The organism is Actinocrispum wychmicini, assembly GCF_004345645.1.
Lineage (GTDB): Bacteria > Actinomycetota > Actinomycetes > Mycobacteriales > Pseudonocardiaceae > Kibdelosporangium > Kibdelosporangium wychmicini.
In genome coordinates, this window is sequence record NZ_SLWS01000020.1 from 71,400 (window position 1) to 96,570 (window position 25,171).

24 protein-coding genes are annotated in these 25,171 nt (G+C 66.7%); 10 read left to right on the top strand and 14 right to left on the bottom strand.

Annotation, left to right across the window (positions count from 1 at the left end):
* Nucleotides 1-144: 144 nt before the first annotated feature.
* Both EV192_RS51050 and EV192_RS51060 read right to left on the bottom strand, forming a co-directional pair.
* A complete protein-coding gene (locus EV192_RS51050; protein WP_341771007.1) occupies nucleotides 145-843 on the bottom strand; it encodes a tyrosine-type recombinase/integrase in 699 nt (232 codons plus the stop codon).
* 57 nt (nucleotides 844-900) lie between these two features.
* Nucleotides 901-1,248, bottom strand: coding sequence for a hypothetical protein (locus EV192_RS51060; protein WP_132126073.1), 348 nt, complete (start codon nucleotides 1,246-1,248; stop codon nucleotides 901-903).
* Nucleotides 1,249-2,225: 977 nt separating this feature from the next.
* Between EV192_RS51060 and EV192_RS51070 the strand changes: the two genes are divergently transcribed.
* From EV192_RS51070 to EV192_RS54475, 4 genes are all read left to right on the top strand, one after another.
* Entirely contained in the window at nucleotides 2,226-3,257 is a 1,032-nt protein-coding gene (locus EV192_RS51070; RefSeq protein WP_132126075.1) for a hypothetical protein, read from the top strand.
* Between the two features lie 95 nt (nucleotides 3,258-3,352).
* On the top strand, nucleotides 3,353-3,958 hold the full coding sequence (locus EV192_RS55210; protein ID WP_207926949.1) for a hypothetical protein: 606 nt from the start codon (nucleotides 3,353-3,355) through the stop codon (nucleotides 3,956-3,958).
* Between the two features lie 668 nt (nucleotides 3,959-4,626).
* Complete coding sequence (locus EV192_RS51080) at nucleotides 4,627-4,881, top strand: hypothetical protein (RefSeq protein ID WP_132126076.1); 255 nt, start codon at nucleotides 4,627-4,629, stop codon at nucleotides 4,879-4,881.
* A gap of 391 nt (nucleotides 4,882-5,272) precedes the next feature.
* Nucleotides 5,273-5,515 carry a hypothetical protein gene (locus EV192_RS54475; protein ID WP_165961032.1) on the top strand — a complete coding sequence of 81 codons (243 nt, stop codon included), beginning with the start codon at nucleotides 5,273-5,275 and terminating at the stop codon, nucleotides 5,513-5,515.
* Nucleotides 5,516-5,528: 13 nt separating this feature from the next.
* Here EV192_RS54475 and EV192_RS51085 read toward each other — a convergent pair whose 3' ends face one another.
* The 4 genes from EV192_RS51085 to EV192_RS51100 all read right to left on the bottom strand — a co-directional run bounded on the left by EV192_RS51085 (nucleotide 5,529) and on the right by EV192_RS51100 (nucleotide 11,377).
* Nucleotides 5,529-6,848: a phthiocerol/phthiodiolone dimycocerosyl transferase family protein gene (locus tag EV192_RS51085; RefSeq protein ID WP_165961033.1), complete on the bottom strand. Its 1,320-nt coding sequence runs from the start codon at nucleotides 6,846-6,848 to the stop codon at nucleotides 5,529-5,531.
* A gap of 650 nt (nucleotides 6,849-7,498) precedes the next feature.
* Nucleotides 7,499-9,046 carry a hypothetical protein gene (locus EV192_RS51090; protein WP_132126078.1) on the bottom strand — a complete coding sequence of 516 codons (1,548 nt, stop codon included), beginning with the start codon at nucleotides 9,044-9,046 and terminating at the stop codon, nucleotides 7,499-7,501.
* A 12-nt stretch (nucleotides 9,047-9,058) separates the two neighbouring features.
* Nucleotides 9,059-10,270 carry a cytochrome P450 gene (locus tag EV192_RS51095; RefSeq protein ID WP_207926950.1) on the bottom strand — a complete coding sequence of 404 codons (1,212 nt, stop codon included), beginning with the start codon at nucleotides 10,268-10,270 and terminating at the stop codon, nucleotides 9,059-9,061.
* Between the two features lie 3 nt (nucleotides 10,271-10,273).
* Complete coding sequence (locus tag EV192_RS51100; protein WP_243727611.1) at nucleotides 10,274-11,377, bottom strand: polyprenyl synthetase family protein; 1,104 nt, start codon at nucleotides 11,375-11,377, stop codon at nucleotides 10,274-10,276.
* Nucleotides 11,378-11,622: 245 nt separating this feature from the next.
* Here EV192_RS51100 and EV192_RS51105 point away from each other — a divergent pair, with 245 nt between their 5' ends.
* Complete coding sequence (locus tag EV192_RS51105; RefSeq protein ID WP_132126079.1) at nucleotides 11,623-12,900, top strand: hypothetical protein; 1,278 nt, start codon at nucleotides 11,623-11,625, stop codon at nucleotides 12,898-12,900.
* Here the strand turns inward: EV192_RS51105 and EV192_RS51110 are convergent.
* Entirely contained in the window at nucleotides 12,851-14,227 is a 1,377-nt protein-coding gene (locus tag EV192_RS51110; RefSeq protein WP_132126080.1) for an NsdA family TPR-like regulatory protein, read from the bottom strand. The two genes, EV192_RS51105 and EV192_RS51110, sit on opposite strands and share 50 nt — an antisense overlap.
* 149 nt (nucleotides 14,228-14,376) lie before the next feature.
* Here EV192_RS51110 and ispH point away from each other — a divergent pair, with 149 nt between their 5' ends.
* From ispH to ispG, 3 genes are read left to right on the top strand one after another with little or no spacing between them, the layout of a single operon-like run.
* Nucleotides 14,377-15,417 (top strand): 4-hydroxy-3-methylbut-2-enyl diphosphate reductase, encoded by a 1,041-nt coding sequence (gene ispH / locus EV192_RS51115; RefSeq protein ID WP_132126081.1) that lies wholly within the window; start codon nucleotides 14,377-14,379, stop codon nucleotides 15,415-15,417.
* Entirely contained in the window at nucleotides 15,414-17,246 is a 1,833-nt protein-coding gene (locus EV192_RS51120; RefSeq protein WP_132126082.1) for a 1-deoxy-D-xylulose-5-phosphate synthase, read from the top strand. The genes ispH and EV192_RS51120 overlap by 4 nt, the downstream gene beginning before the upstream one ends.
* Nucleotides 17,243-18,427: a flavodoxin-dependent (E)-4-hydroxy-3-methylbut-2-enyl-diphosphate synthase gene (gene ispG, locus EV192_RS51125; protein ID WP_132126083.1), complete on the top strand. Its 1,185-nt coding sequence runs from the start codon at nucleotides 17,243-17,245 to the stop codon at nucleotides 18,425-18,427. Before EV192_RS51120 ends, ispG begins: the two co-directional genes overlap by 4 nt.
* Here the strand turns inward: ispG and EV192_RS51130 are convergent, their stop codons facing one another.
* Nucleotides 18,428-18,646 (bottom strand): hypothetical protein, encoded by a 219-nt coding sequence (locus tag EV192_RS51130; protein ID WP_132126084.1) that lies wholly within the window; start codon nucleotides 18,644-18,646, stop codon nucleotides 18,428-18,430.
* Nucleotides 18,647-19,000: 354 nt separating this feature from the next.
* On the opposite strand from EV192_RS51130, the gene EV192_RS57070 reads away from it, so the two are divergent.
* On the top strand, nucleotides 19,001-19,135 hold the full coding sequence (locus EV192_RS57070) for a hypothetical protein (RefSeq protein ID WP_279496222.1): 135 nt from the start codon (nucleotides 19,001-19,003) through the stop codon (nucleotides 19,133-19,135).
* A 76-nt stretch (nucleotides 19,136-19,211) separates the two neighbouring features.
* On the opposite strand, the gene EV192_RS51135 is transcribed toward EV192_RS57070, so the two are convergent.
* The 4 genes from EV192_RS51135 to EV192_RS56605 form a co-directional block, all read right to left on the bottom strand.
* A complete protein-coding gene (locus tag EV192_RS51135; RefSeq protein WP_132126085.1) occupies nucleotides 19,212-20,204 on the bottom strand; it encodes a hypothetical protein in 993 nt (330 codons plus the stop codon).
* A 340-nt stretch (nucleotides 20,205-20,544) separates the two neighbouring features.
* On the bottom strand, nucleotides 20,545-20,820 hold the full coding sequence (locus EV192_RS51140) for a VOC family protein (RefSeq protein WP_132126086.1): 276 nt from the start codon (nucleotides 20,818-20,820) through the stop codon (nucleotides 20,545-20,547).
* Nucleotides 20,821-20,888: 68 nt separating this feature from the next.
* Nucleotides 20,889-21,281 (bottom strand): integrase core domain-containing protein, encoded by a 393-nt coding sequence (locus EV192_RS55215; RefSeq protein WP_243727612.1) that lies wholly within the window; start codon nucleotides 21,279-21,281, stop codon nucleotides 20,889-20,891.
* Nucleotides 21,242-21,958, bottom strand: a complete 717-nt coding sequence (locus tag EV192_RS56605; RefSeq protein WP_243727613.1) for a hypothetical protein — start codon at nucleotides 21,956-21,958, stop codon at nucleotides 21,242-21,244. Before EV192_RS56605 ends, EV192_RS55215 begins: the two co-directional genes overlap by 40 nt.
* 18 nt (nucleotides 21,959-21,976) lie before the next feature.
* Here EV192_RS56605 and EV192_RS51150 point away from each other — a divergent pair, with 18 nt between their 5' ends.
* Complete coding sequence (locus tag EV192_RS51150; protein ID WP_132126087.1) at nucleotides 21,977-22,813, top strand: hypothetical protein; 837 nt, start codon at nucleotides 21,977-21,979, stop codon at nucleotides 22,811-22,813.
* Between the two features lie 33 nt (nucleotides 22,814-22,846).
* Here the strand turns inward: EV192_RS51150 and EV192_RS51155 are convergent, their stop codons facing one another.
* Nucleotides 22,847-23,929, bottom strand: a complete 1,083-nt coding sequence (locus EV192_RS51155; protein WP_132126088.1) for an NsdA family TPR-like regulatory protein — start codon at nucleotides 23,927-23,929, stop codon at nucleotides 22,847-22,849.
* A gap of 851 nt (nucleotides 23,930-24,780) precedes the next feature.
* Nucleotides 24,781-25,170, bottom strand: a complete 390-nt coding sequence (locus EV192_RS55225; RefSeq protein ID WP_207926952.1) for a hypothetical protein — start codon at nucleotides 25,168-25,170, stop codon at nucleotides 24,781-24,783.
* Nucleotide 25,171: the final 1 nt, after the last annotated feature.

Here is a 25,171-nt window from a genome sequence, read left to right on the forward strand (position 1 = left end):
ACCCCAACGCAGCTGGACGGTCCGATAGAATCCGGCATGTGCGAGCCCGAGGAGAGCCCGAGAGGACCGAAACAGCACGACACCAAGCGACACGACCCGGCAAGCCACAATGGACTCGACGTGCAGAAACACTGCAGGGCAACATTATTCGGCACCACCCGGCACGGTCTCGGGTCGGCTCTTAACCAGCGGGTTCGGGGTTCGAGTCCCTGGCGGCGCACCCCCAAAGAGCAGGTCGAGATGCATCTCGACCTGCTCTTTTACATACTCGCCGACCATCTGTTCACCGTCCACACTGGACGCAAACGCGCCCGAGACGAGCCCGAGAGGTTTCTGAGCGCTCCGAGGGATGATCAACACTGTCTTCTCCGCTGCCGCCCGAGCCACTTCCGGCAAGACACTGGTGTACGTGTCACTGGTCACCGTGATCGAGGAATGCCGCAGCATCTCCTGAACCACCTTAATCTCCACCCCGGCGGCCAGCGCCAGGGTCGCCGCACCATGCCGCAGATCACGCAGCCGGATCGGCGGCAACCCCGCCTGCCTGACCGAAACTGGAATCGATCCGTGACGTCGGCCGGATGCAGCGCCTCTCCGCTCGGCCCAGTGAACACCAACCCCTCGGTCTCCACCCACCGCGCGCCTGCCTCGTCCCGTTCCCGCACCTGCCGGCTTCGGTGGGCACGCAACACCGCGACCAGATCGCCGTCCAACGCGACCTGGCCTTCCGACGAGGTCGTCTTCGGACGAGACATCGCCGTCTCCCACCCGTACTGCACAATCTGATTCGCCACCGTCAACACCCCAGCGTCGAGATCGATATCCGACCAGCGCACCCCACACGCTTCCCCGCGCCGCAAGCCCCGGTGAGCGACCAACAAGTACAGCGGGTAGAGCCGGTCATGCACGGCGTGATCGAGAAATCGCCCAGTCTGCGCCGGCGTCCAGATCATCACCGGCGACGGCTGCTTGCCCGTGCGCCGCCACTGCTCCACCCGCGCCTGAGCTGCTGCCAATGTTCGATGGGACGCAGTCGGCCGCCGAGGTGGTCGCCGTACCGAAGGTGATCGAGGTGATCGTCAGGTCGAACGGGTTGGGATTGGTGATGGTGAACTGGGCCGCACCGGTCTTGCCGGGGAACAGGTCCGCCTTCGGATCCGGCGCGGCGACAATGGTCAGGTTTTGCACACTGCCGGCCTTGCGCGACACGCTGCCGGTAGCGTCTGTGGTCCATGCCGCGAACGCCACCGAGGAGATCGCCCGGCGCCGATGGCGATCCCTGTCCCAGCCATAACTGTTCGGAAACGTCTGCCTCGCGGTCGCGCTTCCCGTTGCTTGGACACTACGACTCCCGTTCGTTGGACTGGACGTCCCGCTCACACGGATACGGCCTGCTCGGGCCTGCCATGCTCCTCATGGCAGGCAGGTCTCCTCATTGGCGATCGTGACTCAAACGGGTGAATTAGCGGCGCTTGTCACCCGAGCGAGCGAATGAACTCGGTGGTGTCCGGAGTTAGTACTCGACCTTGGTAAACCAGCATGTTTGATGCTAGGTGGCGCATATGGGTTAGGTCGCGGATATCGATCCAACTGCCTACCCGCATCCGGGTGATCGACTTTGCTTTGCCGGAACCCGTCAACCCTTCCGGGGACAACGACCCCATCCGGTCACCAGTAGTCGCAATCGATGCCAGGGTCTTTCAGCCCGTACACCTTCGAGGGAACGTCGGTGCCGGTACTGCCGAATGCAGCCTACGATCGGATGGAAACCTGAAGGAAGGGCCGTTATGGAGCGAGTGGAATGCGTCATTGCGTCGTTGGTCACGTACAGATCTTGGGTGGGGTGTTGTCCACCGCGACCGGTCGAGGATCCCGGCAAAGTCGCGCTCCTGCGGAGGCAAATGGATGAACGAGGGTGGAACGGGCCGCCGGTGGTGATGGCCGGGGACCGGGCATTGACCGGAACCCATCGGCTTGCTGCGGTCGCCGGGAGCCGCCTCACCGTCATCCCTGTGGTCGATGCACATGCGCTGGGTGCCTGTTGGATACCTCAATGGCGGGAGGTCTTGCCGCCGATTTCGCAGTGGTGCGAGATTGGGCACCGGCTCGGGGACCTTCTGCCCCCGGAGGTCGTCTCCTATGTTGGGCTCGACCTGCATCTGCCCAGCTACCGCTGACCGGAGACGGAATTCCGGCCGCGGCATCGTGCCGACAAGGAGCACGCCATGAGACGACGCACGTTCGCAATAGGCGCGATGACCGCCCTCGGCACATCGTTGGCCGGCAATGGGCTGGCCCGGGCCGTAACACCCACTTTGTCCCAGTTCCCGCCGCCTCCCCTCCCGCTAGGTGTACCCGCGAATATCGCGGATATCCTATCCAAGGTCACCAATCTCAACGATCTGCTCCTGCTCGCGGGACAGACGCGTATCGACGGCGCTGTTGCCTGGGAGGCCAGCGACATCACCGTTTACGCCGACATGCCCGGCAACCCGATGCCGGACAAGCTGCCACACGGAGCCGAGCTCATTCACTACACCGGGCTGCGCGCCTCCCGCCTGGTCCGCACCGGTGACCTCACGCTGACCCGGTTGTCCCGGATTCTGTATGTCCCGGTCGACCCGCGGACCGGAAACCGGATCACGACCTGGCGAAACCCAGTCGACGGAAAGGAACGTCCCGTGCCGCCCACGTTCCTGCGGACGGCGAAACGGGTCAGCACCCTAGGAGAGGGGCGGCTGGCCGTGGGGACTCCGGACGCCGCGTCCGCCCCCGGTGCCATCGCCCCCTCGGTTCGGGGAAACCTGTCCTGGAACGTCCCGCTGAGGCAGGCGCACTCACTCGCCGAGAAGTTCGGCATCACCGACGACTTCGGCTTCGGCAACCACTACACCCGGCTGGTCAGCGGCCAGATCGCCGCGCCCCTGCTCGGGACATTGCCCGTGTTGCCCGTGGTCGTTTCCGCCGCGGCGAACAGCTCGACCATCCAGCCGTTCCCACCCGAGACCGCTCTCGCCGAATCGGATGTCCGCGGACGCGGGCTCTACGCCGAGACCGCACAATCCATCAGCGACCTGCAGCAAGCCGCTCCCTGGCTGCGGGAGCTGGTCACCACCACCTATCCCGACCTGCTGACCCCACCGACCAGCGCCGAAACAGAGTGGGACGACAACCGATGGGTCGCGTTCCACCGCGAGCAGTTGGCGCCACACGGCCTGACCTGGCGGGAGTGGTGCGACCGCACCCCGGTCACTTAGCGCCGTCGCAGTGGCCGACAGCTCGTGCGCGGACAACCCGGCGTGTGCCAGCGCGTGCCGTAGTCGTACGGGACACCACCGTCGGCAACCAGACCATGGACACGGCAATGGTGTTGCAAAATGTTCGGCCGGGCGGGACGAATCGGCGCAGGGAAACGGAAGGCTGGGCCCACCTGATCGTCGACGAAAATCAGCGCCCCGCCTGGCAAACCCGGCTCGTAGCCGAGTACTCCGTCTACTTCCACATCCACGACAGCCTGCCCGACCACGTGCTGGCGGAAGTGCTACAAGGCCGCATCACCAGCCTGGCCGACGCCGAAGCATGGTGGGTGGAAACCCTGGCGTACGCCCAAGGCGACGACGCACTGGACCCCGGGCAGCATGCGGTGTCCTTCCTGGTCGACGAAGGCTTTCTCACTCAGAAACACGACGGCGACAACACCACATTGACCATCACCGACCTCGGTCGTTTGACCGCCCGGATGATGGTGTCCACCCAAGCTGGCAGCCGGCTGCGCCGAGCCCCTTACCGCGCTTCCCGCACCGACCGACCCAGATGCCGCCGAAGACGCGTTGATTCTCGTCCTGTCGGTCGCTGTCCAAGCACTCAGTACGATCCTGGTACCCGACAAGATCCGTCCCGCAGTCGCCACCGTTCTCAAAGCCGGGGGACGCAGCTCATCACCCACACCGCATCGTAAAGGGTCTCGGCGCCCAAACCACCGCATCGCCAGGCGACCTCGCCCGCGCTGGAATGCTGCTTGTCGCCCGCTCACCCCATTTGTTCGCTCACAGCAAGCCGGCTCGACGCGTAGTGGCAGGCATCCCACTAAGCACTCTGTACCCTGTCTACGACCGGGTACCGCGCTTCCTGTCTTGGCTTGCGGCACAGGGTTTGCTCGGCACAGTGCATCCGTGGATCGCTGTCGTCGCAGCGGATCTAGCTCAACGCATTCGCTGGCGCCGCCTGGCACCTGGCCGCGGCGCTGGCCGTCTACTGTGGATGTGCGAACAACTGGTCAGCCGACCTCACCACCAGCAACGCGTTCCGGACATTTGGCTGTCAGCCGTCACCCGGGGCCACCACGCGCCTGATTGGCCACCAGGACCCCCACCGACGAGTGCGAACTCGACCACGCTGGCTACCTGACCCTACTGCGCGAACGAGCATCCGCCGCAGTGCTGACCGACAGCCCCGATCACGCAACCGTGACTGGCACCGTCGCCACGACCGCGGTGACCTGGCGTGGAAATCTCCATAGCCAGCCCACTACTACCCAAGCCACCATCGACATCCCTTACCCCGATGGCGCAGACCCAGCCGGCGATCCGGTGTCAGCCGCGCCACCATGAACCGGCACACCGTGTCATGGCCGACTGGGACAGGCGCGTCACCGAATGCGGCGGGCTGACTCCCGGCGAGGCGCGCAAGAACGACGAGCTGACCCGGCTTCGCACGAAGCTCGCGGATCGGACCCGCGAATGCACCCAGCTGAACCAACGGCTCGACGCGGCGGCCACAGCGATCGCAGCCCTGCACCACGACAACACCCTGCTACGCCAGGAACTCGACCAGGCCGGCGTTCTGGTCACGCTCGACACCCGCCGACCCCAGTCCCCATGATCGGAAGGCGGACATCTGTCCGACGGGACTGGCTGGTCGACTATCGGCACTGAGCCAGCGGGAACGGGTCGATGACCGGCCCCGAGCACACCTCGGCGTGGAACTCGTAGAAAGCGCGGAGCACGGAGCTAATACACTGTGTGCGATCGCCGTCGCCGCGTATCTTGTGCCGAGCAACGGTCTTCCGGTCACCGGATTCACCGTCCCCGGCAACGGCGCCGCGCTTGTCCGCTCGTCGATGCCCGTTGCGTTCTGTCCACGGCGGCGCCAGTGCACCCGAGCCGGCTTACCGGCCAGTTGCAGCCACGGTTGAGGTCGCGTGCCTCGATCCGGCTCGCCCGGTCCCAGCTCACCTCGACCGCCCACAGGTCGGAACCAGCGCAGCAGGTCCATGCCGTACGAGCCCAGCGTCGCCACCGACCAGCCCGGCCGCCTGCAGGTCCAAGAAGTACCCAACAACCGGCCCCACCGCGACCCCGGACAAATCGAGCAGCCGATACAGGCGATCTCCGGTGTGTCGCAACGCAAATCAGCAGGCCAAGCCGCTGACATCCGACTTCGCATAAGCCCTGAACAGTTACCTGTGATCAAACCCGCCACACTGCGTGCCGGCCATGCGAAAGATCTGAATTAGACCACACATGGCTCTAATCGGAAATTGAGCATAGACAGGCATTGATAGCATCGCCCCTATTGCGCGCCGAGTCCAGTTGTTTCGGGTCTGTGATAACAATATCCACACTCAGTTGATTCTCGAAGGTGTATATTATGTAGACGCTTAACGCTTCGGAATCGGTAGGCGTCAAGACGCTGACGTCTTGTATCTTATTATATATGCCAGCACGAAAATCTTCAATCTCCAGGCCATGGGGTGAATGTAACATCGGCACAACGCCCCAGTTGGTTGTCACGACCGCGCCCGGAGTTGTTGGAGTCATTAGGTTTGCGAAGAAATCGTCGACCTGCCTCGCCGTTTCGTGTACAGCGGTACCATCGGCCAGCTCCGCAGGAAGATGCGCGCCGATTGCGCGTGAAAGCCCAACAAAGTCGATATCAGTGTGAGGTGTGGCGGTAAAACCGATCCAGCTCAACACGTTAGTCGCCGCTGTAGGTGTGAGAGGTGGCGCCAGCCTCGTGCGCATATCGACGGTGATGAAGTACGGAACATTCGCAATGGATACGTGTCGGTCATCCGCTTCCGACCTGATGATAGCCGCCGACACCAATGCGTTCATCGTGATCTTCTCGCGATGACACAATTCAATGAGAGCACTGGTTCGCTCTGCATCTAGCTTACAACGAATAATTGAGTTAGCAAAAACGGGAAGTCCGGCCTCGCTGGCAAAATCTCGCCGTGGTGGAGTACTCGCCGGTGGCGTGGGGTATTCGAACTTACCCAAGCCCCGGTCGGACAGTATTTTTTCAACCGCATCAGGATACGCGTGTGGGCTCAAATCTGGGGTCACACCACGAGCGAGGTCGGCATACGCAGACCATAGCTCATCCAGGATGGCCAACGCGTGATGTGCGTCCGCGATCGCATGGTGCACCATCAACGTAATCGTGGACCGATTGCCGACACGAACCACATGGATTCCGGCCATTGCGCGACGCGGATCCACGTTCACATCAAAGAAGAGATCATCCAGATTTTCGGCATCGCAAACAGTAGGCGTCGGCAGCGGCGGAACACCTCGCGCGAGCATGTGGGTTCTTCCGACCGTTTCGAGTCGAGTTGAAAGGATTGGATAAGCGTTTCGCACGGCGTCGAATGCCGCTGACAATATTCGGAGATCGACTTGTCCGCGCACCTGCACGGCATATCCGATGTAGGCTCCGATGGCTACGAACCAGTTTTCAGTCGGAGCCAGACAACGAATGCCGTATTCTGCTATATCAGCAACCGAGGCGTCCATGCGAGAGCTATTCATGTCAGTCATTTCAACACCAATCGTCCAGGTTTCCATGCACGGATTCAGCATCCGAGAGACATGTCATCGACATCACCCAATCCGAGATTGCCATACAAGAGCGCTCCCCATATCGAGCATTGCGACACCCCCGTAGTCGGTCGGTTGTCTACCAATGCCCCGAACAGGGCGTCACCGATACAAACTGGACACCCTCCGCTGGTGTCTGGGCCGACATCGATTCGGCCGAACCCGCGATGCCGAACCGTCTCACCTGATCTTGTCGCTCACCTCGATTCGTCTCGCCTTGCGTTGTCGCTCCAGGGTGTTTGTCCCACGTGATCTTCACTCGGTCGAGCGGCTACCGGTCGGCACGCCGGGCACCAGCCCACCGGACTGGCGGGCGCTGGCCACGATCGCTGCCGCGACTCGGGTCCGGAGGGGCTGGCCGTCCTCGACCAGCAGGCGGCCGAGTAGTTCAAGGCGTTGCGGCGACGGTAAGTAGCGTCGGGGACTGGCGCGGTCGCGTAGCTGCGTTTCCAGCCCCCCGAGCCTGCTGAGGCCAAGACCGAGGCGAAGGACGCCCTCATCATCGCGGACGCCGCCTGGGCGAAGCCGCACACTCTGCGGACGATCGACGCCGAGGACGAGACAATCGCCCGCCGCGTTCGCAGTCCATCATGCGCTTCGAGGCAGCATGACCGCGGTCAGCGGCTGCCTAGTGATTGGTCTCCCGGTTCACCGAGCAGCAGGTTGTCATAGAGCAAAACTCCGATGGTGAAGCACACCCAGATTCCGAGATTCACCTTGTTGTCGAAGGACTTGAGGAGTTCGTTCCCCACGCACACAGGGCATCCGCCGTGTTCGTCCGTTACTCCGAGGTAGTCCACACCGGTTCGTCTTCGCTCCCTTGTGACCGCATTGAAGAACCGTGTCGCCCATGGAAATTGCTTCTCGTTGAGGTCAACGCCACCCACGTTCGAGCGGTCGGCCGTAAGGAACGCGTCCGAGGTCAGCTTCCACGCGCCGTCGATGTAGCGCAGGTGTCCGGTCCCGTCGCTGCCCAGTTCGGGGACCGCGCCCGGCACTCTCCCTCGAACCTCCATGGTGAGACGTACGGAGTCCAGTAGTTCTTTCTGCTTCTGTCCGCTGAGGTGCCCTGTGCGTGGCCGCGCCCATTCGACCATCCGGTGTACGTGTTCCTGTGTCAGGTACGGTCGGGGTTCGCGTAGCACCCCGGCCAGTGCACCACACGCCGTAACCTCCAGCAGCCGGTCGTCGGTGTCCCCGCGCGCAAACCAATAGGTCGCGTAGTTGGACATCCAGCTTGCCGACCGGTAGACGAGTTCTTCGTGTTCTGCGGGGGTCAGGTCGCCCGCCGCGTCTCCCAGTTCGGCGGCAAGCTCACGAATGTGGGTGAGGATTCGCGGGGTGTGAGCCCCGATCATAAACCCCCGAGTTCGGTCCGGGATCTCTTTCGGGTGTGGGGGGTTGACCCACGTATTCACGTGCTCTGCTGTTCGCGCCAGCACGTCGATCATTTCGGGGGGCCACCTGAACTTGACTCCGGCCCTGTGCACCGCCTCGGGGCTGGGTGCGCGTCCGCGCACATCTGCTCGCCAGGCTTTGTGCGGGTGCTTGCCCCGGTAGGCGAGCCAGGTAGCGCCCGCCATGTGATGCGCCGCAACAACACGGAAGATGCGGGTGAGGGCCGCGTCGTTGTCCGGGTCTGCTCCTGCCTCGTCCAGGGCTGCGAAGAAGCCCGCGGACCCCCACATGGCGGCGCCTTTGCACCAGGCCTCGCCCAGTGCCGGAAGCTCCCAGTCGTCCGGGCCGTGATCGGACCCGCGTACCCACTTGAAGCCCTGGTGCACCAGGGCGGCGCACATCTCCCCGAGGTGGCCGATCCACTCGACTCCGCCCGGTGTGCGGCACAGCCCCTGAAAGGCCCCGTGCCGCCAGGCCGCGTCCACGACAGCCAGCACCCGGTACTCGTCGCTGTCCTCCAGCACGTCAAGCGGGGCCCGGCCGTGGATCAGCCGGTGCGTCTCGAAGTCGAGAAAGTCCGTGATGCCCTCGACCCAGTCCCGGTTGCTGCCCGACACGCGTTGCCTCAGTGCGCCGATCAGCTTCGCTTTCATGACGGGACTGTCGCACCGATCGATCTCCGCGCAGGCGTCGTACACCGACACCATGAACGCGTCCTTCTGGGTGCCGTAGAGCCAGTCAGCCCAGTAGTGACCGTAGGTCGTCATGCCGTGTCCCTCCTATTCGATGGCACAGGGAAGGCGCTCGACCCCGTTGACGAGACTCGCCTTCACCCAGCTGGGCTGGGCGGTCGCGTGGAAGCCGGGAAGTCGCGTGTAAAGCTCCTTGAGGAGGGCCGTCATCTGTCGTCGAGCCAGATGCGCACCCAGACAGATGTGGGGACCGCCCCCGCCGTATCCCACGTGCGGGTTGGGGGACCTTGTAACGTCGAAAGCGTGCGGGTTGGTGAACACTCGCTCGTCCTGGTTCGCGGAGCAGTGGTAGAGGATCACGCGATCCCCCCGCCGGTAGGTGTGCCCGTGGAGTGCGTAGTCGCGGGTGACGTTGCGCCTGACCCACGCGACTGGCGTAGCACACCTGACGATTTCCTCGACGGCTGTGGGCAGGTTGTCCAGCAGCAACGCCCGCTGTGCCGGATTCTGCGTCAGCAGGTGGATTCCGTGAGACAGCGCGTGACGAGTCGTCTCCACTCCGGCCGCGACCAGCAAGGTGAAGAAGCGGCCCAGTTCGAGATCCGTCAGAAACTCGCCGTCCACGTTCGCATTGACCAGCACGCTGATCAGATCCTCACCCGGCCGCTTACGACGGGCCTCGGCCAGGTCTGTCACGAATCCGTGCATCACAGCGAACTTCTCCTTGATGAACGCTTCTCGCTCCTCGGGACTCTGGAAGTCCAAGTTGCCCGAATCACTGATCGCCAGCACGATATTGACGGCAGGCATCAGCTCCTGGCTCGCCGACACAGGAATCCCCATCATCGAGAAGACAGTCCCCAGGGTCAGCGGTGTCGACACCGTCTCCACGAAATCGCTCTCGTGTCGATTGGCCAGACCATCCACCAGGCGGGTGACGCGCTCCTGGATGTCCGCCTCGAACCGGGCCAGGATTCGCGGAGTGAACGACCCGGAAATGATCCGGCGTAGGCGGGCATGCCGAGGGTCGTCCATGCTTTCCATGGAACCGCCATACTTCTCCGCGCCCGCCGGCAGCTCGTCCAGTCGGACGGCGGTGGGCTCGGAGCTGAACACCCCAGGGTTCCGGGCGGCCTCGACTACATCCGTGTGCCGCGTGAGCGCATAGAAGCCGACGGTCCCCGCACGCGGACAGAAGACCGGACCGTCTGTCGCGCGAAGTCCGGCGAACAGCTCATCCCGGACAGCCGGAGGCCGCGCCCAGAACGATCCGGTCATGAGATCCTGATTGATCACCACGTGTCAACGCTCCCGCTGAGTGGCGAGATCAGCCAGGGCCAGCAGGTCACCGGCCGTGGCCTGGTCAGGCAGCGCGTCGAGCGCGAGCTGTACGTATCGGGTGGCGTTGTGGTGCGCCCACTGCTTCCCACCGGCCTGCTCGATCAGGGTCGCGGCCCGGGCGACCGCGGCGGGGTCGAGTGGACAGGTTTGCCGGTAAAGCTGCCGTAGTTCCCTACCGGGGTGGGTGTCGGAGCTCAGCGCGGCGATCACCAGCCCGGTCTTCTTGCGGCGGACAAGGTCGCTGCCCGCCGGCTTCCTGGTGACCGCGGGGTCGCCCCAGATGCCGAGCATGTCGTCGACGATCTGGAAGGCCACCCCCAGTTCGCGGCCGAACCGGTCCATCGCCTCGACCACCCCCGGCCCGGCGTGCGCGCAGATCGCGCCGAGCGCGCAGGAACACCCCAGCAGCGCTCCGGTCTTGCGTCGCGCCACCCGCACACACTGGTCCAGGTCGACGTCCAGGCGGGTTTCGAACTCGTTGTCCTCGTGCTGTCCCTGACACAGTTCGGCCACGCAGGTCGCCAGTCGCGTGATCATCGCCGGTGCCGCCGGATGCGCGGTGTCGGCCAACACCGTGACCGAGAGAGCCTGCAAGGCGTCCCCGGTCAGGATCGCGTCCGGGATCCCCCACACATGCCACACGGTCCGGCGTCCGCGGCGGGTCTCATCGGCGTCCATCACGTCGTCGTGCAGCAAGGTGAAGTTGTGGACCAACTCGACCGCGGCGGCCGCTCGGGCCACCGCCGCCGCGATGCCCTGGCCGACGGCCGCCTCGCTCCCGATGCCCGACGCGATGGTGGCCGCCGCGAGGACCAGCGCCGGCCGCAATGCTTTGCCGGATGGGGCGTTGCCGGCCACACCGAGGTGGTCCCACCACCCGAAGTGGTACCCGGCCATCAGGCGTAGCGCCTCGGGCAGTGACTGCACCGCGTCCCGCAGTACCGGTTCGGTCACTTGCCGGGCGTGCTCGAGTTGGGTTTCCGCCCGCCGCAGACGGGCGTGCTGAAGGCTGCTCTGCCCAGGGTCGGTCCTCGTGCTCAACGCCGCACCCGCCTCCATAGCCATGTCAGGACGTTCAGCGGAGTTTCAGTAGACGGTCGCTCGCCCGGTGGCTACCAGCCCCGCGCGGTCGTGAGAACGTTGAATCTCCCCGCATGTTGAACGCCGCGGTCGCCGCTGCCCGTGACCTCGGGGAACTCTGACCCGACCTTCCGGCGGAGTGAATCTGCTGCTCGATGGCGTGGTGGTCCCGGCTGGTCGGTGTGCCGGGTGCTGGCGCGCTGCATCATGAGCTCATCGGAGGTGAGGGCATGATGCGGACGCGCGTCGAGGAGATCCTGCCCGTCGGTGTCAGGCCCCCGGCGGGACAGGTGGTAGTGGCTACGGCGTTGCGGCATCCGCGCCGTGGCCGGGTGACGTGCCCGGCGGCGCTGCTGTTGGGGAGCGCGTTGCAGCGGCGGGGGATCCGGGTGTGCTACGAGGAATGGTCGGCAGCGGCGGTTTCGGGGACGGCGCGGGTGGTGTCCTATCTGACCGCCGAAGGGGCGGCGGTCGGGTTGGCCGCGGCGGCGCCGTGGGGTGATGACGGGTTGGCCGCGGTGGTGGCGGCGGAGATGCGGCGTTGGTCGCGGGTGTGGCGGTCCCGCATCGTGGTCTCGGCGCAGGCTCGACCGTCATGCAGTGGGGTGTTGGCCGCGCGGCGGGCGGTGGCGGCCGTGTTGGCGGACGGGCCGGGTCCGGTGTACACGCTGGGGGTGGTACCTGGTGTGTCCGATCCGGCGTCGCGAGTGGAGGTGGTCGACTCAGTGGATCTGGTGCCGGATGGGGCGCGGGTGGTGGTGGCGCAGGCCGGTGCGGGGCTGGCGGTGCGGGCGGAGGCCGCCGCGCGGGGCCTGGCGGTCACCGAGGCGACGTGTCCGTTCGTGGCGGCTGCGGCTGGGGAGGTGCGCCGGCTGGCCGAGCAGGGCGAGACGGTGGTGCTGGTCAGCGATCCCGCGCACGCCGCAGTGCCCGGCCTGGTCGGGCAGGCGCCGGAACAGGTGCGAGTCATGCCGCCCGACGGGGCGGCGGAGGATGTCGTGGTAGATGATCCGCGTCGGGTGGGTGTCGTGCGAGCGCCCGGTGCGGCGTTGGCCGACACCAGGCCGGCGGCTGAGGCGTTGCGAGATCGGTTCGGCCAGGTGATTCCACAACGTCCGGGCACGTTGTGTCATGAGCCGTCGGACCGGCAGGCAGCGCTGTCGCGGTTGGCCGCCGAGACCGACGTGGTTCTGCTCGCCGTCCGGCCGAGTGGACACCACACCGCGGGGCAGGACGTGGACCTGGGGATGGTGCTCGACGTGATCCGGGCCGCCGGGACACCGGTCCACGTGGTGACGCAGCTGGGGGATATTCGGCCGGACTGGTTGCGGCGGGCGGCGGCGGTAGGGGTCACCGGGTGCGTCACCGCACCGGATGGCCTGGTCGAGCAGATCACTCGCATGTTGACCGGTCTGGGTCCGGTGGAGCTGGTGGAGGTGACCTCCCGGTCATCGCCGGTCACGTGGCTGGGGGAGGCGACCACACCGGGCGAGTTGCTGAACGCTTGAGCAGGGTCCGCACCGCCGCGCGGTGGGCGTGCGGACGCAGCGACGCGCGCATGGACCGAACAGCCTGATCGACCCGGCCCGAGGACAGGTACGGCCAGTCGTCCAACATGCTCGAGTACGCCGACGCCGCTTCCTCGAGGCGCCCTGCACGCAGACACAGGTCGGCCAGGCGCGCGGCGGTGACCGCGTGGGCGCGCCGCTCGGTGCGCGGCCGGTGGCGCAGGGACTGGTCCAGGGCGCGGATCGCGCCGGCCTGATCACCGGTGGCGGCGAGGACTTCGGCGCGTTGGTGAGCCAGGGCGGAGCTGTGGTAACCGCCGATAACCGGACAGTCGTGGGCGCGATCCAGCAGCCGTTCGGCTGTGCCCAGGCTGCCGAGGGCGGCGTGCCGGTCGCCGCAGGCGGCCTGTGCGAGGGCGTGCTGCCCGGTGAGGAACGCGGCCTGTGTGTGGGGCAGGTGGCGGGCGTGGCCGGCGGCGGCCTCGGCCAGCCGCAGGGCGGCGGTGTGGTGGCCGGTGTAGTGGGCTTGCACGCTCAAGCCACGCAGGGCCGCCGCGTGACAGGCGATGTCGCCGGCCTCGGCGGCGAGCTGGACTGCGGCCCGGTAGTAGCGCTGTCCGGCGCCGTGCCAGGTTTCGTCGAAGCAGGTCCAGCCGGCGAGGTAGATCAGGCGCGCGGCGGCCGACCATAGTCGCCCCTGGGTGGTGGGAGAGGCGCAGGTGTGCAGCCAGGAGGTGACGGTGGTGGACAGGTAGGTCGACAACGCCGGGAGGGTGTGCCCGCCGCCCCACGCCATATCGGTCTCGGAGAACATCGTCAGCATCAGCAGCGCGGCTCGAACGTGGGCGGTGCCCACGCGTTCACCAGGCCGGGCGGGCGGTGGCAGGTCGAGGTCGTGCTGCCGGCGCCGAGGGCCCGCGTTCGCGGCGGCCAGTCCGGTGGCCGTGACTGTGTACAGGGTGGCGCGGAGGACCGTGCGTCGTTGAACACGGGGATCCGTCAAGCGGATCACCTCCCCCAGGGGCTCAGCCAAGGCGGATAACTCGCCCGGTGGGGTCGTTTCCCGGCAGGCTAGCCCGATGTCGGCCAGGCTGACCGGGCGGCCGAGCCGCCGGGATAACACTTCGGTGATCAGGTCGGCGACCACCGGCCGGGGTCGGGAGCCGGACAGCCAGTGCGCGACCGTGCTGCGGTCAAAGCTCAGCGCGAGCCCGTTCTCCCGGCCGGCCGCGCTGTTCACGGCATCCGCCAACCGTTGACCAGTCCATCCGCATTCGTGCAGCAGCACGGTAAGCCGAAGGTTGGGGTCGCGACGGGACGACGTCACGTTGACATCCCTTGGGTGCGTGGCGTTCAACATGCCGGAGGATTCAACACTTCCACCTCCGTCACGTGCTGGCAGCCACCGAACGGTTGAGCTTCTACTGACGGTGCACGACAACGGTTTCACCGGCAAGGGAGGTTGACTTGGCGGCGATGAGCGGCCCCCCATCCAGTAGCCACCGCACGCAGGCCCCGCCGGTGGTGACCACCGTGTTGCTGGCCGCGCCCCGATCGTTTTGCGCCGGCGTGCAGCGGGCGGTGCAGATCGTGCAGCGCGCCCTGGACGATGCCGCCGGCCCGGTGTACGTGCGCAAGCAGATCGTGCACAACGCGTTCGTTGTGGCCGAACTGGAAGATCACGGCGCGGTGTTCGTCGAGGAGCTTGACCAGGTTCCCGACGGCGCCACGGTGGTGTTCTCCGCACATGGCGTGTCTCCCGTGGTCCGGGCGCAAGCCGACCGGCGCGGGCTGATGGTCATTGATGGCACCTGCCCGCTGGTGTCGAAGGTGCATGCCGAAGCTGCCCGGTTCGCCCGCCGCGGGGAGACGGTCGTGCTGATCGGTCACGCGGGACACGAAGAGGTCGAGGGCACCCTGGGGGTGGCGCCCGAGGCGACGGTCCTGGTGCAGAGCGTCGAGGACGTCGACGCCCTGGACATTCCGGTCGACGCGCGGGTGTCCTACCTGACGCAGACCACGCTCGCGGTTGACGAGACGGCGGTCGTGATCGAGGCTCTGCGTCGCCGGTTCCCCGGGTTGCGCGAACCACCGTCGGAGGACATCTGCTATGCCTCCACCAACCGGCAGGAGGCCGTGCGTGCGGTCATCGCCGAGGCTCGGGTGCTGCTGGTGGTCGGGTCGAGCAACTCGTCGAACTCGGTGCGCCTGGTGGAGTTGGCCCGCAGACATGGCACGCCCGCCTACCTGATCGACGGCCCACAGGACATCGACCCGGCCTGGGTGGATGGTGTGACACCGATCGGTCTGACTGCGGGCGCGTCGGCCCCCGCAGTGCTGGTCGACCAGGTGTTGAGCGCTCTGGCCGCCCGCGGCCCGACCCGGGTGCTGGAGCGTGAGGTGGCCGTGGAAACCATCCGTTTCGCGCTACCCAAGCAGGTACGGACCCCGGCCGGTGCGGACGGGTCCACTGCTGTCTCGGCTGGGCCGGAGGTGTCCAGGGAGGATTTCCCATGATCACTGCGACGGACATCGTCACCCCGGCGACGTCGCCCGCCGATACCACGGATCCTCGCGACGTGCTAGCCAGCATCGGGTGTCCGGCTGACGTGCGGCGGCTACCCGCCGAGGACCTGCCCGTACTGGCCGAGCAGGTGCGGGCGTTGCTCATCGACCGGGTCACCGCGACAGGCGGCCACCTGGGCGCCAGCTTGGGAACGGTGGAGTTGACCATCGCCCTGCACCGCGTGTTCCGCTCGCCGCGCGACGTCATCCTGTTCGACACCGGGCACCAGACCTATCCGCACAAGGTCTTGACCGGCCGGGCCGGGCGGTTCAACACGCTGCGCCAGGCCGGGGGCCTGTCCGGGTACCCCAGCCGGGTCGAATCACCACACGACTGGACCGAAAACTCCCACGCCTCGGTCGCCCTGGCCTGGGCCGACGGGATCGCCAAGGCCCTGGCTCTGGGTGGCGAACCGGACCGGCGCGTGGTGGCCGTCATCGGTGACGGGGCGCTCACCGGCGGGGTGGCCTGGGAAGGGCTCAACACCATCGGCGGCGCGGAGCGCCCGGTCATCGTGGTCCTCAACGACAACGGCCGCTCCTATGACCCCACCATCGGCGGCCTGGCCGCGCACCTGGCCCGGCTGCGTCTCGACCTTCCGCGCCCGGGCGGGAACCTGTTCCAGGCCATGGGGTTGACGTATCTCGGGCCGGTGAACGGCCACGACATCGACGCGGTGTGCGGGGCCCTGCGGCAGGCGACGACGGTGGCCGGGCCCTGTCTGGTGCACGTCCTGACCGTCAAGGGGCGCGGCTACCCGCCCGCCGAGGCCGACGATGCCGATCGGATGCACGCGTGCGGGGTCATCGACCCCGCCACCGGCATGCCGGTGGCCCCGGCCAAGCCGACCTGGACCGACGTGTTCGCCGACGAGATCATCGTGCTCGCTGACCAGCGACCGGACGTGGTCGCGCTGACCGCGGCGATGCGGTTACCCACCGGACTGGGCCGGCTATCCACGGCTGCACCGGACCGGGTGTTCGACTCCGGCATCGCCGAGCAGCACCTGCTCGCCTCCGCCGCCGGGCTAGCGACCGCCGGCCGACATCCAGTGGTGTGCGTGTACTCGGCCTTCCTCAACCGCGCCTACGACCAACTGCTCATGGACATCGCGCTGCACCGGTTGCCGGTGACCCTGGTCCTGGACCGCGCTGGGATCACCGGCCCGGACGGCGCCAGCCACCACGGCATGTGGGACCTCGCACTGCTGAGCACCGTGCCCGGGATGCGGGTAGCGTGCCCCCGCGACCCGGCGCGACTGCGGGAACTGCTGCACGAGGCCGCGCGGATCGACGGACCCACCGCGCTGCGGTTCCCGAAAGCCACCATCGGACCGGACCTGCGGAGCCTGGCCCGTGTGGACGGCGTCGACGTGCTGTACCGCGCCCCGCACACCCCGCTGGACGTGCTCGTGGTCGCGGTCGGTGCGCTGGCCCCGGCGTGCCTGCACGCCGCGGACATCCTCGCCAAGCACCACCTCGGGGTGACCGTCGTCGACCCCCGATGGGTCCACCCGATCAACCCCGCCCTGCTCGGCATGGCCGCCCGTCACCAACTTGTGGTGTGCGTGGAGGACGGCATCGCCGACGCCGGCGTCGGCGCCCGACTGGCCCACGCTACCGCCGCGGCAACGTCGACTCCGTGCCGTGGGCTCGGCCTACCCACCGCGTTCATCGCACACGGCTCCCGCGGGGACATCCTGGCCGCACATGGACTGTCCGGGCCGGGCATCGCCGACACCTGCCTGAACCTGTTGCTACGACACCGGAGCCGACCATGACCCGAGCCACTGTCCCGGCGCCGCCACAGCCCACGGCGGTGCGGCGCGCCACCCGCCGGATTCAGGTCGGTGCGGTCGCGGTGGGCGGCGATGCACCGATCAGTGTCCAGTCGATGACCACCACCGTCACCGCCGACATCGACGCCACACTGCAACAGATCGCTGAACTCACCGCGGCGGGCTGCGATATCGTCCGGGTCGCCGTGCCCTCCCAGGACGATGCTGACGCACTGCCCACGATCGCCCGCAGGTCCCCCATCCCCGTGATCGCCGACATCCATTTCCAACCCCGGTACGTGTTCGCGGCCATCGACGCTGGCTGCGCCGCCGTGCGCGTGAACCCCGGCAACATCAAACGCTTCGACGACAAGGTCAAGGAGATCGCCCACACCGCCGGGCAGGCCGGTATCCCGATCCGCATCGGCGTCAACGCCGGATCCCTGGACCCCCGGATCCTCGCCAAGCACGGCGGACGCGCAACACCAGAGGCACTGGTCGAATCCGCGTTGTGGGAATGCTCCCTGTTCGAGGAACACGGCTACACGGACCTCAAAATCAGTGTGAAACACCACGACCCGCCGACGGTGATCCGCGCGTACCGGCTGCTGGCCGTTGGCTGTGACTACCCGCTGCACCTCGGCGTCACCGAAGCGGGACCCGCACCCCAGGGAACCATCAAATCCGCGGTCGCCTTCGCCGTCCTGCTCAATGACGGTATCGGGGACACCATCCGTGTCTCCCTGACCGGCCCCCCAGTGGAGGAAGTCAAAGCCGGCAACCAGATCCTCGCCAGTCTCGGCCTTCGGCCCCGCCAGTTGGAGATCGTGTCCTGCCCAGGCTGCGGCCGTCTGCAAGCCGACCTCTACCGACTCACCGCCCAAGTCCAAGCCGCGTTCGACGGCTTCCCTCACCCGCTGCGCATCGCGGTCATGGGATGTGTGGTCAACGGCCCCGGCGAAGCCCGGGAAGCCGACCTCGGTGTGTCCTGCGGCAACGGCAAAGGCCAAATCTTCGCCCACGGCACCATCATCACGACGGTCCCCGAACACCGCATCGTCGACACCCTCCTCGAGGAAGCCATGCGGTTGGCTGAGCACACCGAACCCGAGCACACCGAGCCTGAGCGCGGGTCACGGCGTGGCGGTGTCCCGGACACCGACACCTTAACCCCCGGCAGGTGATCACACCGTCGACGTGTATCTCGCTGGCAGCAACCCGCTGCCGCCGGTGACGGTGAGGCTGCAACTCGCCTGGATGCCGAGCAGCGACACCGGAGGGCACGTGATGGTGGCGGCTGATGCGGTGTTCGTTCCTGTCAAGCCCAGCAGGATGGCGATGGGGACAGCACCTACCACTGACGCCAACGCACTGCGGCGCACTACTGTTCGCCGTCTGCTCATGATGTCCTCCCATTTTACCTTTGACTCTGCGCTTCACAAGGAATGCGAAGGCGCGGACGGCCGCCGACGGACGATCAGCCACCAAGGAACCTCGACAACGGAGTGAACATGGCTCACTGAAAACTTGACAGTTTGCGCTATCGCCCTGTGTCGACGTCGCCGATCACAGCCCAGTTCGTTGTGCGGCTCCCGTTCCGGGCCCGATCGTCATTTGATTGTCCGCGAGGTTCGTGTAGAACAGCGACGATGGTGTCCTTCGCGAGTCCACCGAGGACACCCCTGTCCGGCACTGGCTACGGCGCGCCTCTTCGGTGGTGTCAATTTCCGCTTGGGGCACCACCCCTGACAGGTCCAATGTGTCCGAGGCTGCGCGCGATCTCCCGCCGGACCCAGCGGATCGACCTCAACCTCCGGCTCATCCTGCGCCACCTCAAGCTCCTGGGCGTCTCCGAGCACGCCATCGACGCCGCGCTGGACCGCGACCCGTGACCGGAACTCCGGGTCGGCGGGTGAAGGCGTGGATCAGGGCGTCGCCGACCGGCTGGCGCTGTGGTCCCCGGAAAGATCACAATCGCCCAACGCTGACAGCGTTGCCAGATGCGACCGTGTTGACGTTGGCGTTTTCGATGTTTCCGTCCTGTCGGCCGATGGGCTTGACGGCGGTGACGACGGCTCCGAGTTTGAGGGTGTCGGGTCCGCCCGGGACGGCTTTGACGGGGATGCGCAGTTCGCGGGATTGGCCTGGTTCGATGGTGCCGATCGCGCAGTCGGCGATCTCGGGGACGGCCGGGTCGGGGTCTTTGAGTTGCAGGGTGCAGCCGTCGGGCAGGCTTCCGGCGGTGCTGGTGTTGACATACAGCGGGGTGACCGAGACCAGGCGGACCCCGCGCGCGGCCTGGTCGCCGAGGTTGGATATCCGGTAGACCTGTTCGGAGGGTTTGTCGTCGACGAGCACCCCGCTGGTGACCTGGGTCGCTACGCGTGCGCCCGCGGTCTCCTTCTTCGCCGTGCCGGGCGCGGCGGGTGTGGCGATGACCCCGCCGGGCGTGGCGATGTTGTCGGTGATGTTGCGCTCAGGATCTTTGTCAGGCGCGGCGGGCCGGGCGATCGCCGCGCCGTAGGTGGCTGTGGTCGGGGCACCGGCCAGCACCACGAGGGGCAAGCTCACCTCGTGGCGCGCGTCGTGGGCGAGTGGAGGCAGGGTGCACTTCACGACTTCGGGGACGTAGTAGTCCTTGTTCACATAGCGCATGACGCAGCCCGCGGGCAGGGGTTTGCTCTTGTCGATGTTGACGAAGAACGGTGTGGTGTAGAACAACTCCACGTTGCCGGTCATGTCACGGCCCCGGTTGAACACGGTCATGGCGCGATCCACCGCCGCGCCGGGCACCAACTCCGCCCCGCCACGCACCAGATACAGGTCGACATCTCCCGCCACCGGGGCCGCCGGCCGCGTGGGGCCTGGTTGCCCTGCTTGCGCCACACCCCCGGCGCCCAGCGTCGCCGCCAGCAGGACCGCGCCGCCTGCCAGGCCAGCCTTGCGTTTTCGCGTAAGCATCCCCACCGCTCCTCCCGCGTAGACGCCGCAATCGCGCATACGGCACCGAGAGTCGCATTCGGACCCCAACGTCGCCATCCGATGATGACCACTAACGGGGCATTGCAATTCCGTGGGAACCGGCATCCCGGAGATGGCAACCCCGGCATCCCGTCGACGGACGCTCCGATATTCACCCAAACGCAGTACCGCGGAGGAACTCCCAGCCCCTGGCCTGCTTTCGTTCCGATGGGTCAAGCCGATACTGACGCCATCGCGTATCGACGTGTTGCGAGTTAGGACGGGCCGGCAGCGCGGCCAGCGGGGTCGGGGCCGTACGCTGATCACCGGTTGTCCGTAGTCAGGCTTGGTAGAGCCAAATCCAGTTGCCGCTGGGGTCTCTGATCACCGAGCTGCGTGGCATGCCCTGACGGTCGCGGGGCGCAGTGATCTCGGTGCCGCCAGCGGTGAGCGCCCGGGAATGCCGGAGGTCCAGATCGTCGACCAGCAGGCCGAAGGTCGTCGGTCCAGGGCAGTCAGTGTCGGTGGGATCATCCACCAGATGCAGCAGGAAGAAGCTGTCCTGGCCGTACTGGCCGAAGACGAACGCTGAATAGTCAGTCTCCGTGCGTCGCACGATGTCGTAACGTAGGTCGAAGGCGGCCTGTGGGGTTCCATAATTGGGGCCACGGCGCTGACCTGGCGTTAAGCCGCTACGGGCTCGTATTCGTTGATCAAGCCTCCCAGGACCGACTGGCGGACGGCACGACCGTGACACCGGGTCGGAATGGAGCGATCCGGCCGTGGGGGACGGAGTTGCCGGGCACGGTGCGGACGGCGGTGGTTGTAGGGCAAGACATAGCGCGCCAACACCGTTCGCAGATGTCGCTCGTTGATGATCAAGAGCCGGTCGGCGACCTCGCGTCGGACCATGCCGACGAACCTCTCGGCATCACAGTTCGCTCTCCGACAGCCTGGCGGGATCTTCACCACGTCGATACCGGCGTCGGCGAACACCGTGTCGAACGACGCGGTGAACTGGCCAGCGCGGTCACGGATCAGGAACCGGAAGCTGTCCGCTCGATCGTCGAGGTCCATGAGGAGGTTGCGGCCTGTTGTGTGCTCCAGAGTCCGTCGGGATGGGGCGTCGTGCCGAGGATGTGGACATTTCGGGTGGCGACCTCGAGCACGAAGAACACGTAGATCCGTTTGAGCGTCACGGCGCAGTCCGCGTGGAAGAAGTCGCACGCGAGCATGGTGGATGGCTGCGCCCGCAGAAACCGCCGCCATGAGGTGTCCGTGTCCCGGCCCGGTGCCGGCGGCACCCGCAGAAACCGCAGGACTCGGCGGATGGTCGAAGCGCCGACCCGGTGACCCAGCTTGCGGAGCTCGCCTTGGATTCTGCGATAGCCCCACGTCGAGTTCTCTCGCGCCATCCGCTCGATCAGTGTCACCACCTCTGCCGCGATGGACGCGCGACCGGATCGGGTCGGATAGGTCCAGTTCCTGGCCACCAGGCGCCGGTGCCACCGCAACAGCGTGCTCGGCGTCACCAACCGACGTCGGCGCAACACCGGCGGCAACCGCCGTACCAGAGCCGCCAGTATGGCGCGATCAGCCCAGTCCAGCCTCGGCCGGGGATTTCTCCGCCGTAGCAGCGCGACCTCGTGCCGTAACACCAACAACTCGGCGTCCTTCGCCGCCGAGGAGCGTCCCAGGACAACCAGCCAGCCAACCAGCCGAACGAAGATCAGGTACATCAATCGCAAACCCACGGCCCGCGATCATGCCCCATGACCAACACCCGCGATCACCGCAGGTCAAGAACACATTGCAAGGCTTTGGCACCCCACAGGATCTCCCGTGCGGTGCGAGCAGAAGCCCATGCCTGCGGGGTGTCCATTGTCGACGCCACCTGCCCGCTGGTGGCAGGCGTACACGCCGAGGTGCGCAGGTTGATCCGGCGCGGCGACACGGTCGTGGTGATCGGCGGTGCGGACCATGCCTTGGCCGGTGCCCTGACCGGGCAGGCGCCGAGAAGCATCCGTTGGGCACGGACCGTGTCGCAGGTCGACGCGTTGGAGATCCCCGACCGGGACCACGCCGCCTACCTGGTGGCACCCGGGCTGCCGGTGGAGGAGGCCGCTGCGGTGATCACCGCCCTGCGGGCCAGGTTCCCGACGGCACGCGCCCAGCATCCCGACGGCCTGTGCTACTCCGCCTCGGACCGGGCCGAGGCGCTCGCCGGTGCCGCCAGAGCGTGTGACGTCCTGCTGGTGGCCGGTGCCAACGACTGCGCCGACACGACGAACGTGGCCGAGCGGGCCCGCGCGCAACGGCATGCCGAGGTCCACACCGTCACTCGGGTCGAGGACATCCAGCCACACTGGCTGGCATCAGCCTGGTGCGTCGGGATGACGTGCGCACGGTCGGCGGCGCCCGGAATAGTCGCCGAGGCCGTAACGGCCATCTCCGGCCTTGGGCCGCTGTCGGTGGCCCATCGTGAAATCGACACCCACGTCGTCGCCTTGGATTCCCCCGTTCGCGTCGGCAGGCAACGGCCGCAGCCATACAACACCATGATGGCACCCGGTGGCCTGGCCAGAGAGACGGTTGCGATGAATCCGTGAGTGACCGGGCACCCATCGAGGCCACCCCAAGCATCACGCGCGCCTGCTCAGTGGAGGAGATAGTTGGCGCCGCAACTGCTGCAGGTCGGTGGTCCGCGCCAATAGCGCGGTAGCCACAGAGGTTCTCGCGTAGGGGCGAACACGGGCCTGGAGCGTGGCCAGTGCGGTATCCAGACGCGCGCTGCCCACATGCGGGTAGTCGTCCAGAAACCGGTGCCAGGTGGCCACTGCCGCCTCCAACTGGCCGTGCCGGAGTTGGAGATCGGCCAGGGTTGCCAGGGTGATCGCGCGTGAGCGGCGCTCGGTGACGGGCCGTTGCTCGATCGAGTGTTGAAGAGAGGAGATCGCACCGGACCGATCACCGAGGCAGGCCCGGATCGCGGCGCGCTGGTGAGCCATCGAAGCCTGATGGTGGGCGCCCACCACGGCCCGACCATTGGGCACGCGATCAAGGTGGCGTTCGGCGGTTCGCAGGTGGACAAGGGCGTGGTACCGGTCGCCGGTGGCCGCGCAGGCCAGGGCGAGCTGGCCACTGAGAAATGCGCGTGTGGCGCCCGGCGCCGCGGTGTTGCCCGACTGGGCGGACTCGGCCAGGTCAAGTGCCTGGGAGTGGTGGTGCAGTGTGTGGGCTTGCACCGACATCGTCCGCAGTGTCGTGGCGTAGGTGACTGGATCATCGGCTTCGGCCGACAGATTCAGCGCGATCCGGAAGTAGCGTTGGGCCGCCCTGTGCAGTTCGTCGTCCATACACAGGAAACCGCACAGATACGTCAACTGCGCCGCAACCGTGAACAACTCATGGTGTAGCTGTCTGGTGGTCGGGACGTGCAGCCACGGACTGATCGTGGTGGCGAGGTAGTCAACAACCGCGGCGCGGGTGGCGCGGGCGCCATACGCGGCGTCGGCAGCAGAGAACAGGTGCAGCATCGTCCTGGCCGTCTCGACCTGAGCGGGACCGACCCGGAGGGCGGAAGCCTCGGCCGCGACGGCGATCGGCCGTGCCGCGACTCTGGCCCACTCGGGCACCGAGAGCGCCGCGAGACCGTACACAGCCGCAAGCAACACCCTCCGCCGGCGAGGGTCGGTACCCGCCGCGAGGGTGACGAGTTGGACCACGGGATTCTCCCTTCACCTCAAAGTCGCCGCCCGCAGAAGGCACATACCCCAGTTGAGCACAGGTGATCGGACGGCCGAGCCTGCACGACAAGGCCTCCGCGATCAACTCCAGCCCGGGCGTCCGAGGCCCGAGGTTGCGATCACGACAACATGCCGGGTTGCCCGGATCGCGGCGCCGGACCGGTACGTACGCCGGACGGCGGGGCAACCAGATGACCCCTGCCAGTTCGGCGCTGGTCGCGGGTGGGACCGGGGTGACGGCCAAGCCGAGCAGAGAACCCTGCGGGAACAGTTTCTGCGCCAAGGGATGACCGTGGATGAGCATGAACCGCTCCCTGACGTTAACGGCGACACGAAACAATCGGCCGGGGCCGCCAGGGACCGGAGCAGCACCATACGGACGCGAACGAGCGACGTATCGCGCCGTGATGCTTACCTTGCCGTGCGAAGGGGATGCGGGGCAACCGCCGTTCGACTGACTGAGGGAGCCGGTCAGTCGGGCGAGGCATCGGATGCCCCCTACCGGGCCGGACACGGTCTCAGGTCCTTGTCCTGGTAGCAGACCAAGAGCGACGACTTTTCGAGCGGTACAGGGTGATCGCCGAGACGGCGTGCGAGGACGACGATCGGCGTTGCGCGGGCCCGAGCGGTAGGTCAGCCGGATTCTGCCGGACTTGAAAGAGGAGGTCCAGCAGCAGCGGTCCTGTCCAGCCCCGTCCAGCGTCGAAGCCGCAGCTACCGGTCATCCAAGAACTCGAACTGGAAGACCTCCATGAGCTTCCTGTGGAGTCCACCTGGCCGGTCGGCGGCGTGAAGCTGCGATGACACTCAGCCATTTGCACGCGGCGTGGTCACAAGGCGCCGTCGAGACCACGTTGCTGGTGGGTGTCGTTGTTGCGCAGTGGTTCTCTGCATTGTCCGCGTGGTTGTCGTTGTGTGTAGGGACCTTCGTCATTGTGGTGTCGTGTGGTTCGTTGCCTGGTTGATGAGGTGCATGGTGTCTGCGGTGCGTCCGTTGGAGAGGGTGCATATCCTGATGTGGTGGCAGCCGTGGCCAGCAGAGGCCGGAACTCGGTGACCCATTCCTCCAGGATCTCCGCCGCCCATGTCCACACGGTCGCCACGCTGCGCCGTTTGGGCGGCGAGCCCTTCTTGGCCTTGCCGTACCGGACGTGGACCAGGCCGTAGTCGCCGAACTCAGGCCCGTGGGGGTTGCGACCGATACTGGTGACGTCGAGCATC

What these genes read in the sequence shown, in the direction of transcription:
- EV192_RS51070 (WP_132126075.1), top strand. Translation starts at nt 2,226, where the DNA reads ATGAGACGACGCACGTTCGCAATAGGCGCGATGACCGCCCTCGGCACA.
- EV192_RS55210 (WP_207926949.1), top strand. Translation starts at nt 3,353, where the DNA reads ATGGACACGGCAATGGTGTTGCAAAATGTTCGGCCGGGCGGGACGAAT.
- EV192_RS51080 (WP_132126076.1), top strand. Translation starts at nt 4,627, where the DNA reads ATGGCCGACTGGGACAGGCGCGTCACCGAATGCGGCGGGCTGACTCCC.
- EV192_RS54475 (WP_165961032.1), top strand. Translation starts at nt 5,273, where the DNA reads ATGCCGTACGAGCCCAGCGTCGCCACCGACCAGCCCGGCCGCCTGCAG.
- EV192_RS51085 (WP_165961033.1), bottom strand. Translation starts at nt 6,848, where the DNA reads ATGGAAACCTGGACGATTGGTGTTGAAATGACTGACATGAATAGCTCT.
- EV192_RS51090 (WP_132126078.1), bottom strand. Translation starts at nt 9,046, where the DNA reads ATGACGACCTACGGTCACTACTGGGCTGACTGGCTCTACGGCACCCAG.
- EV192_RS51100 (WP_243727611.1), bottom strand. Translation starts at nt 11,377, where the DNA reads ATGGCTATGGAGGCGGGTGCGGCGTTGAGCACGAGGACCGACCCTGGG.
- EV192_RS51105 (WP_132126079.1), top strand. Translation starts at nt 11,623, where the DNA reads ATGATGCGGACGCGCGTCGAGGAGATCCTGCCCGTCGGTGTCAGGCCC.
- ispH (WP_132126081.1), top strand. Translation starts at nt 14,377, where the DNA reads ATGAGCGGCCCCCCATCCAGTAGCCACCGCACGCAGGCCCCGCCGGTG.
- EV192_RS51120 (WP_132126082.1), top strand. Translation starts at nt 15,414, where the DNA reads ATGATCACTGCGACGGACATCGTCACCCCGGCGACGTCGCCCGCCGAT.
- ispG (WP_132126083.1), top strand. Translation starts at nt 17,243, where the DNA reads ATGACCCGAGCCACTGTCCCGGCGCCGCCACAGCCCACGGCGGTGCGG.
- EV192_RS51130 (WP_132126084.1), bottom strand. Translation starts at nt 18,646, where the DNA reads ATGAGCAGACGGCGAACAGTAGTGCGCCGCAGTGCGTTGGCGTCAGTG.
- EV192_RS57070 (WP_279496222.1), top strand. Translation starts at nt 19,001, where the DNA reads ATGTGTCCGAGGCTGCGCGCGATCTCCCGCCGGACCCAGCGGATCGAC.
- EV192_RS51135 (WP_132126085.1), bottom strand. Translation starts at nt 20,204, where the DNA reads ATGCTTACGCGAAAACGCAAGGCTGGCCTGGCAGGCGGCGCGGTCCTG.
- EV192_RS55215 (WP_243727612.1), bottom strand. Translation starts at nt 21,281, where the DNA reads ATGGACCTCGACGATCGAGCGGACAGCTTCCGGTTCCTGATCCGTGAC.
- EV192_RS51150 (WP_132126087.1), top strand. Translation starts at nt 21,977, where the DNA reads ATGACCAACACCCGCGATCACCGCAGGTCAAGAACACATTGCAAGGCT.
- EV192_RS55225 (WP_207926952.1), bottom strand. Translation starts at nt 25,170, where the DNA reads ATGCTCGACGTCACCAGTATCGGTCGCAACCCCCACGGGCCTGAGTTC.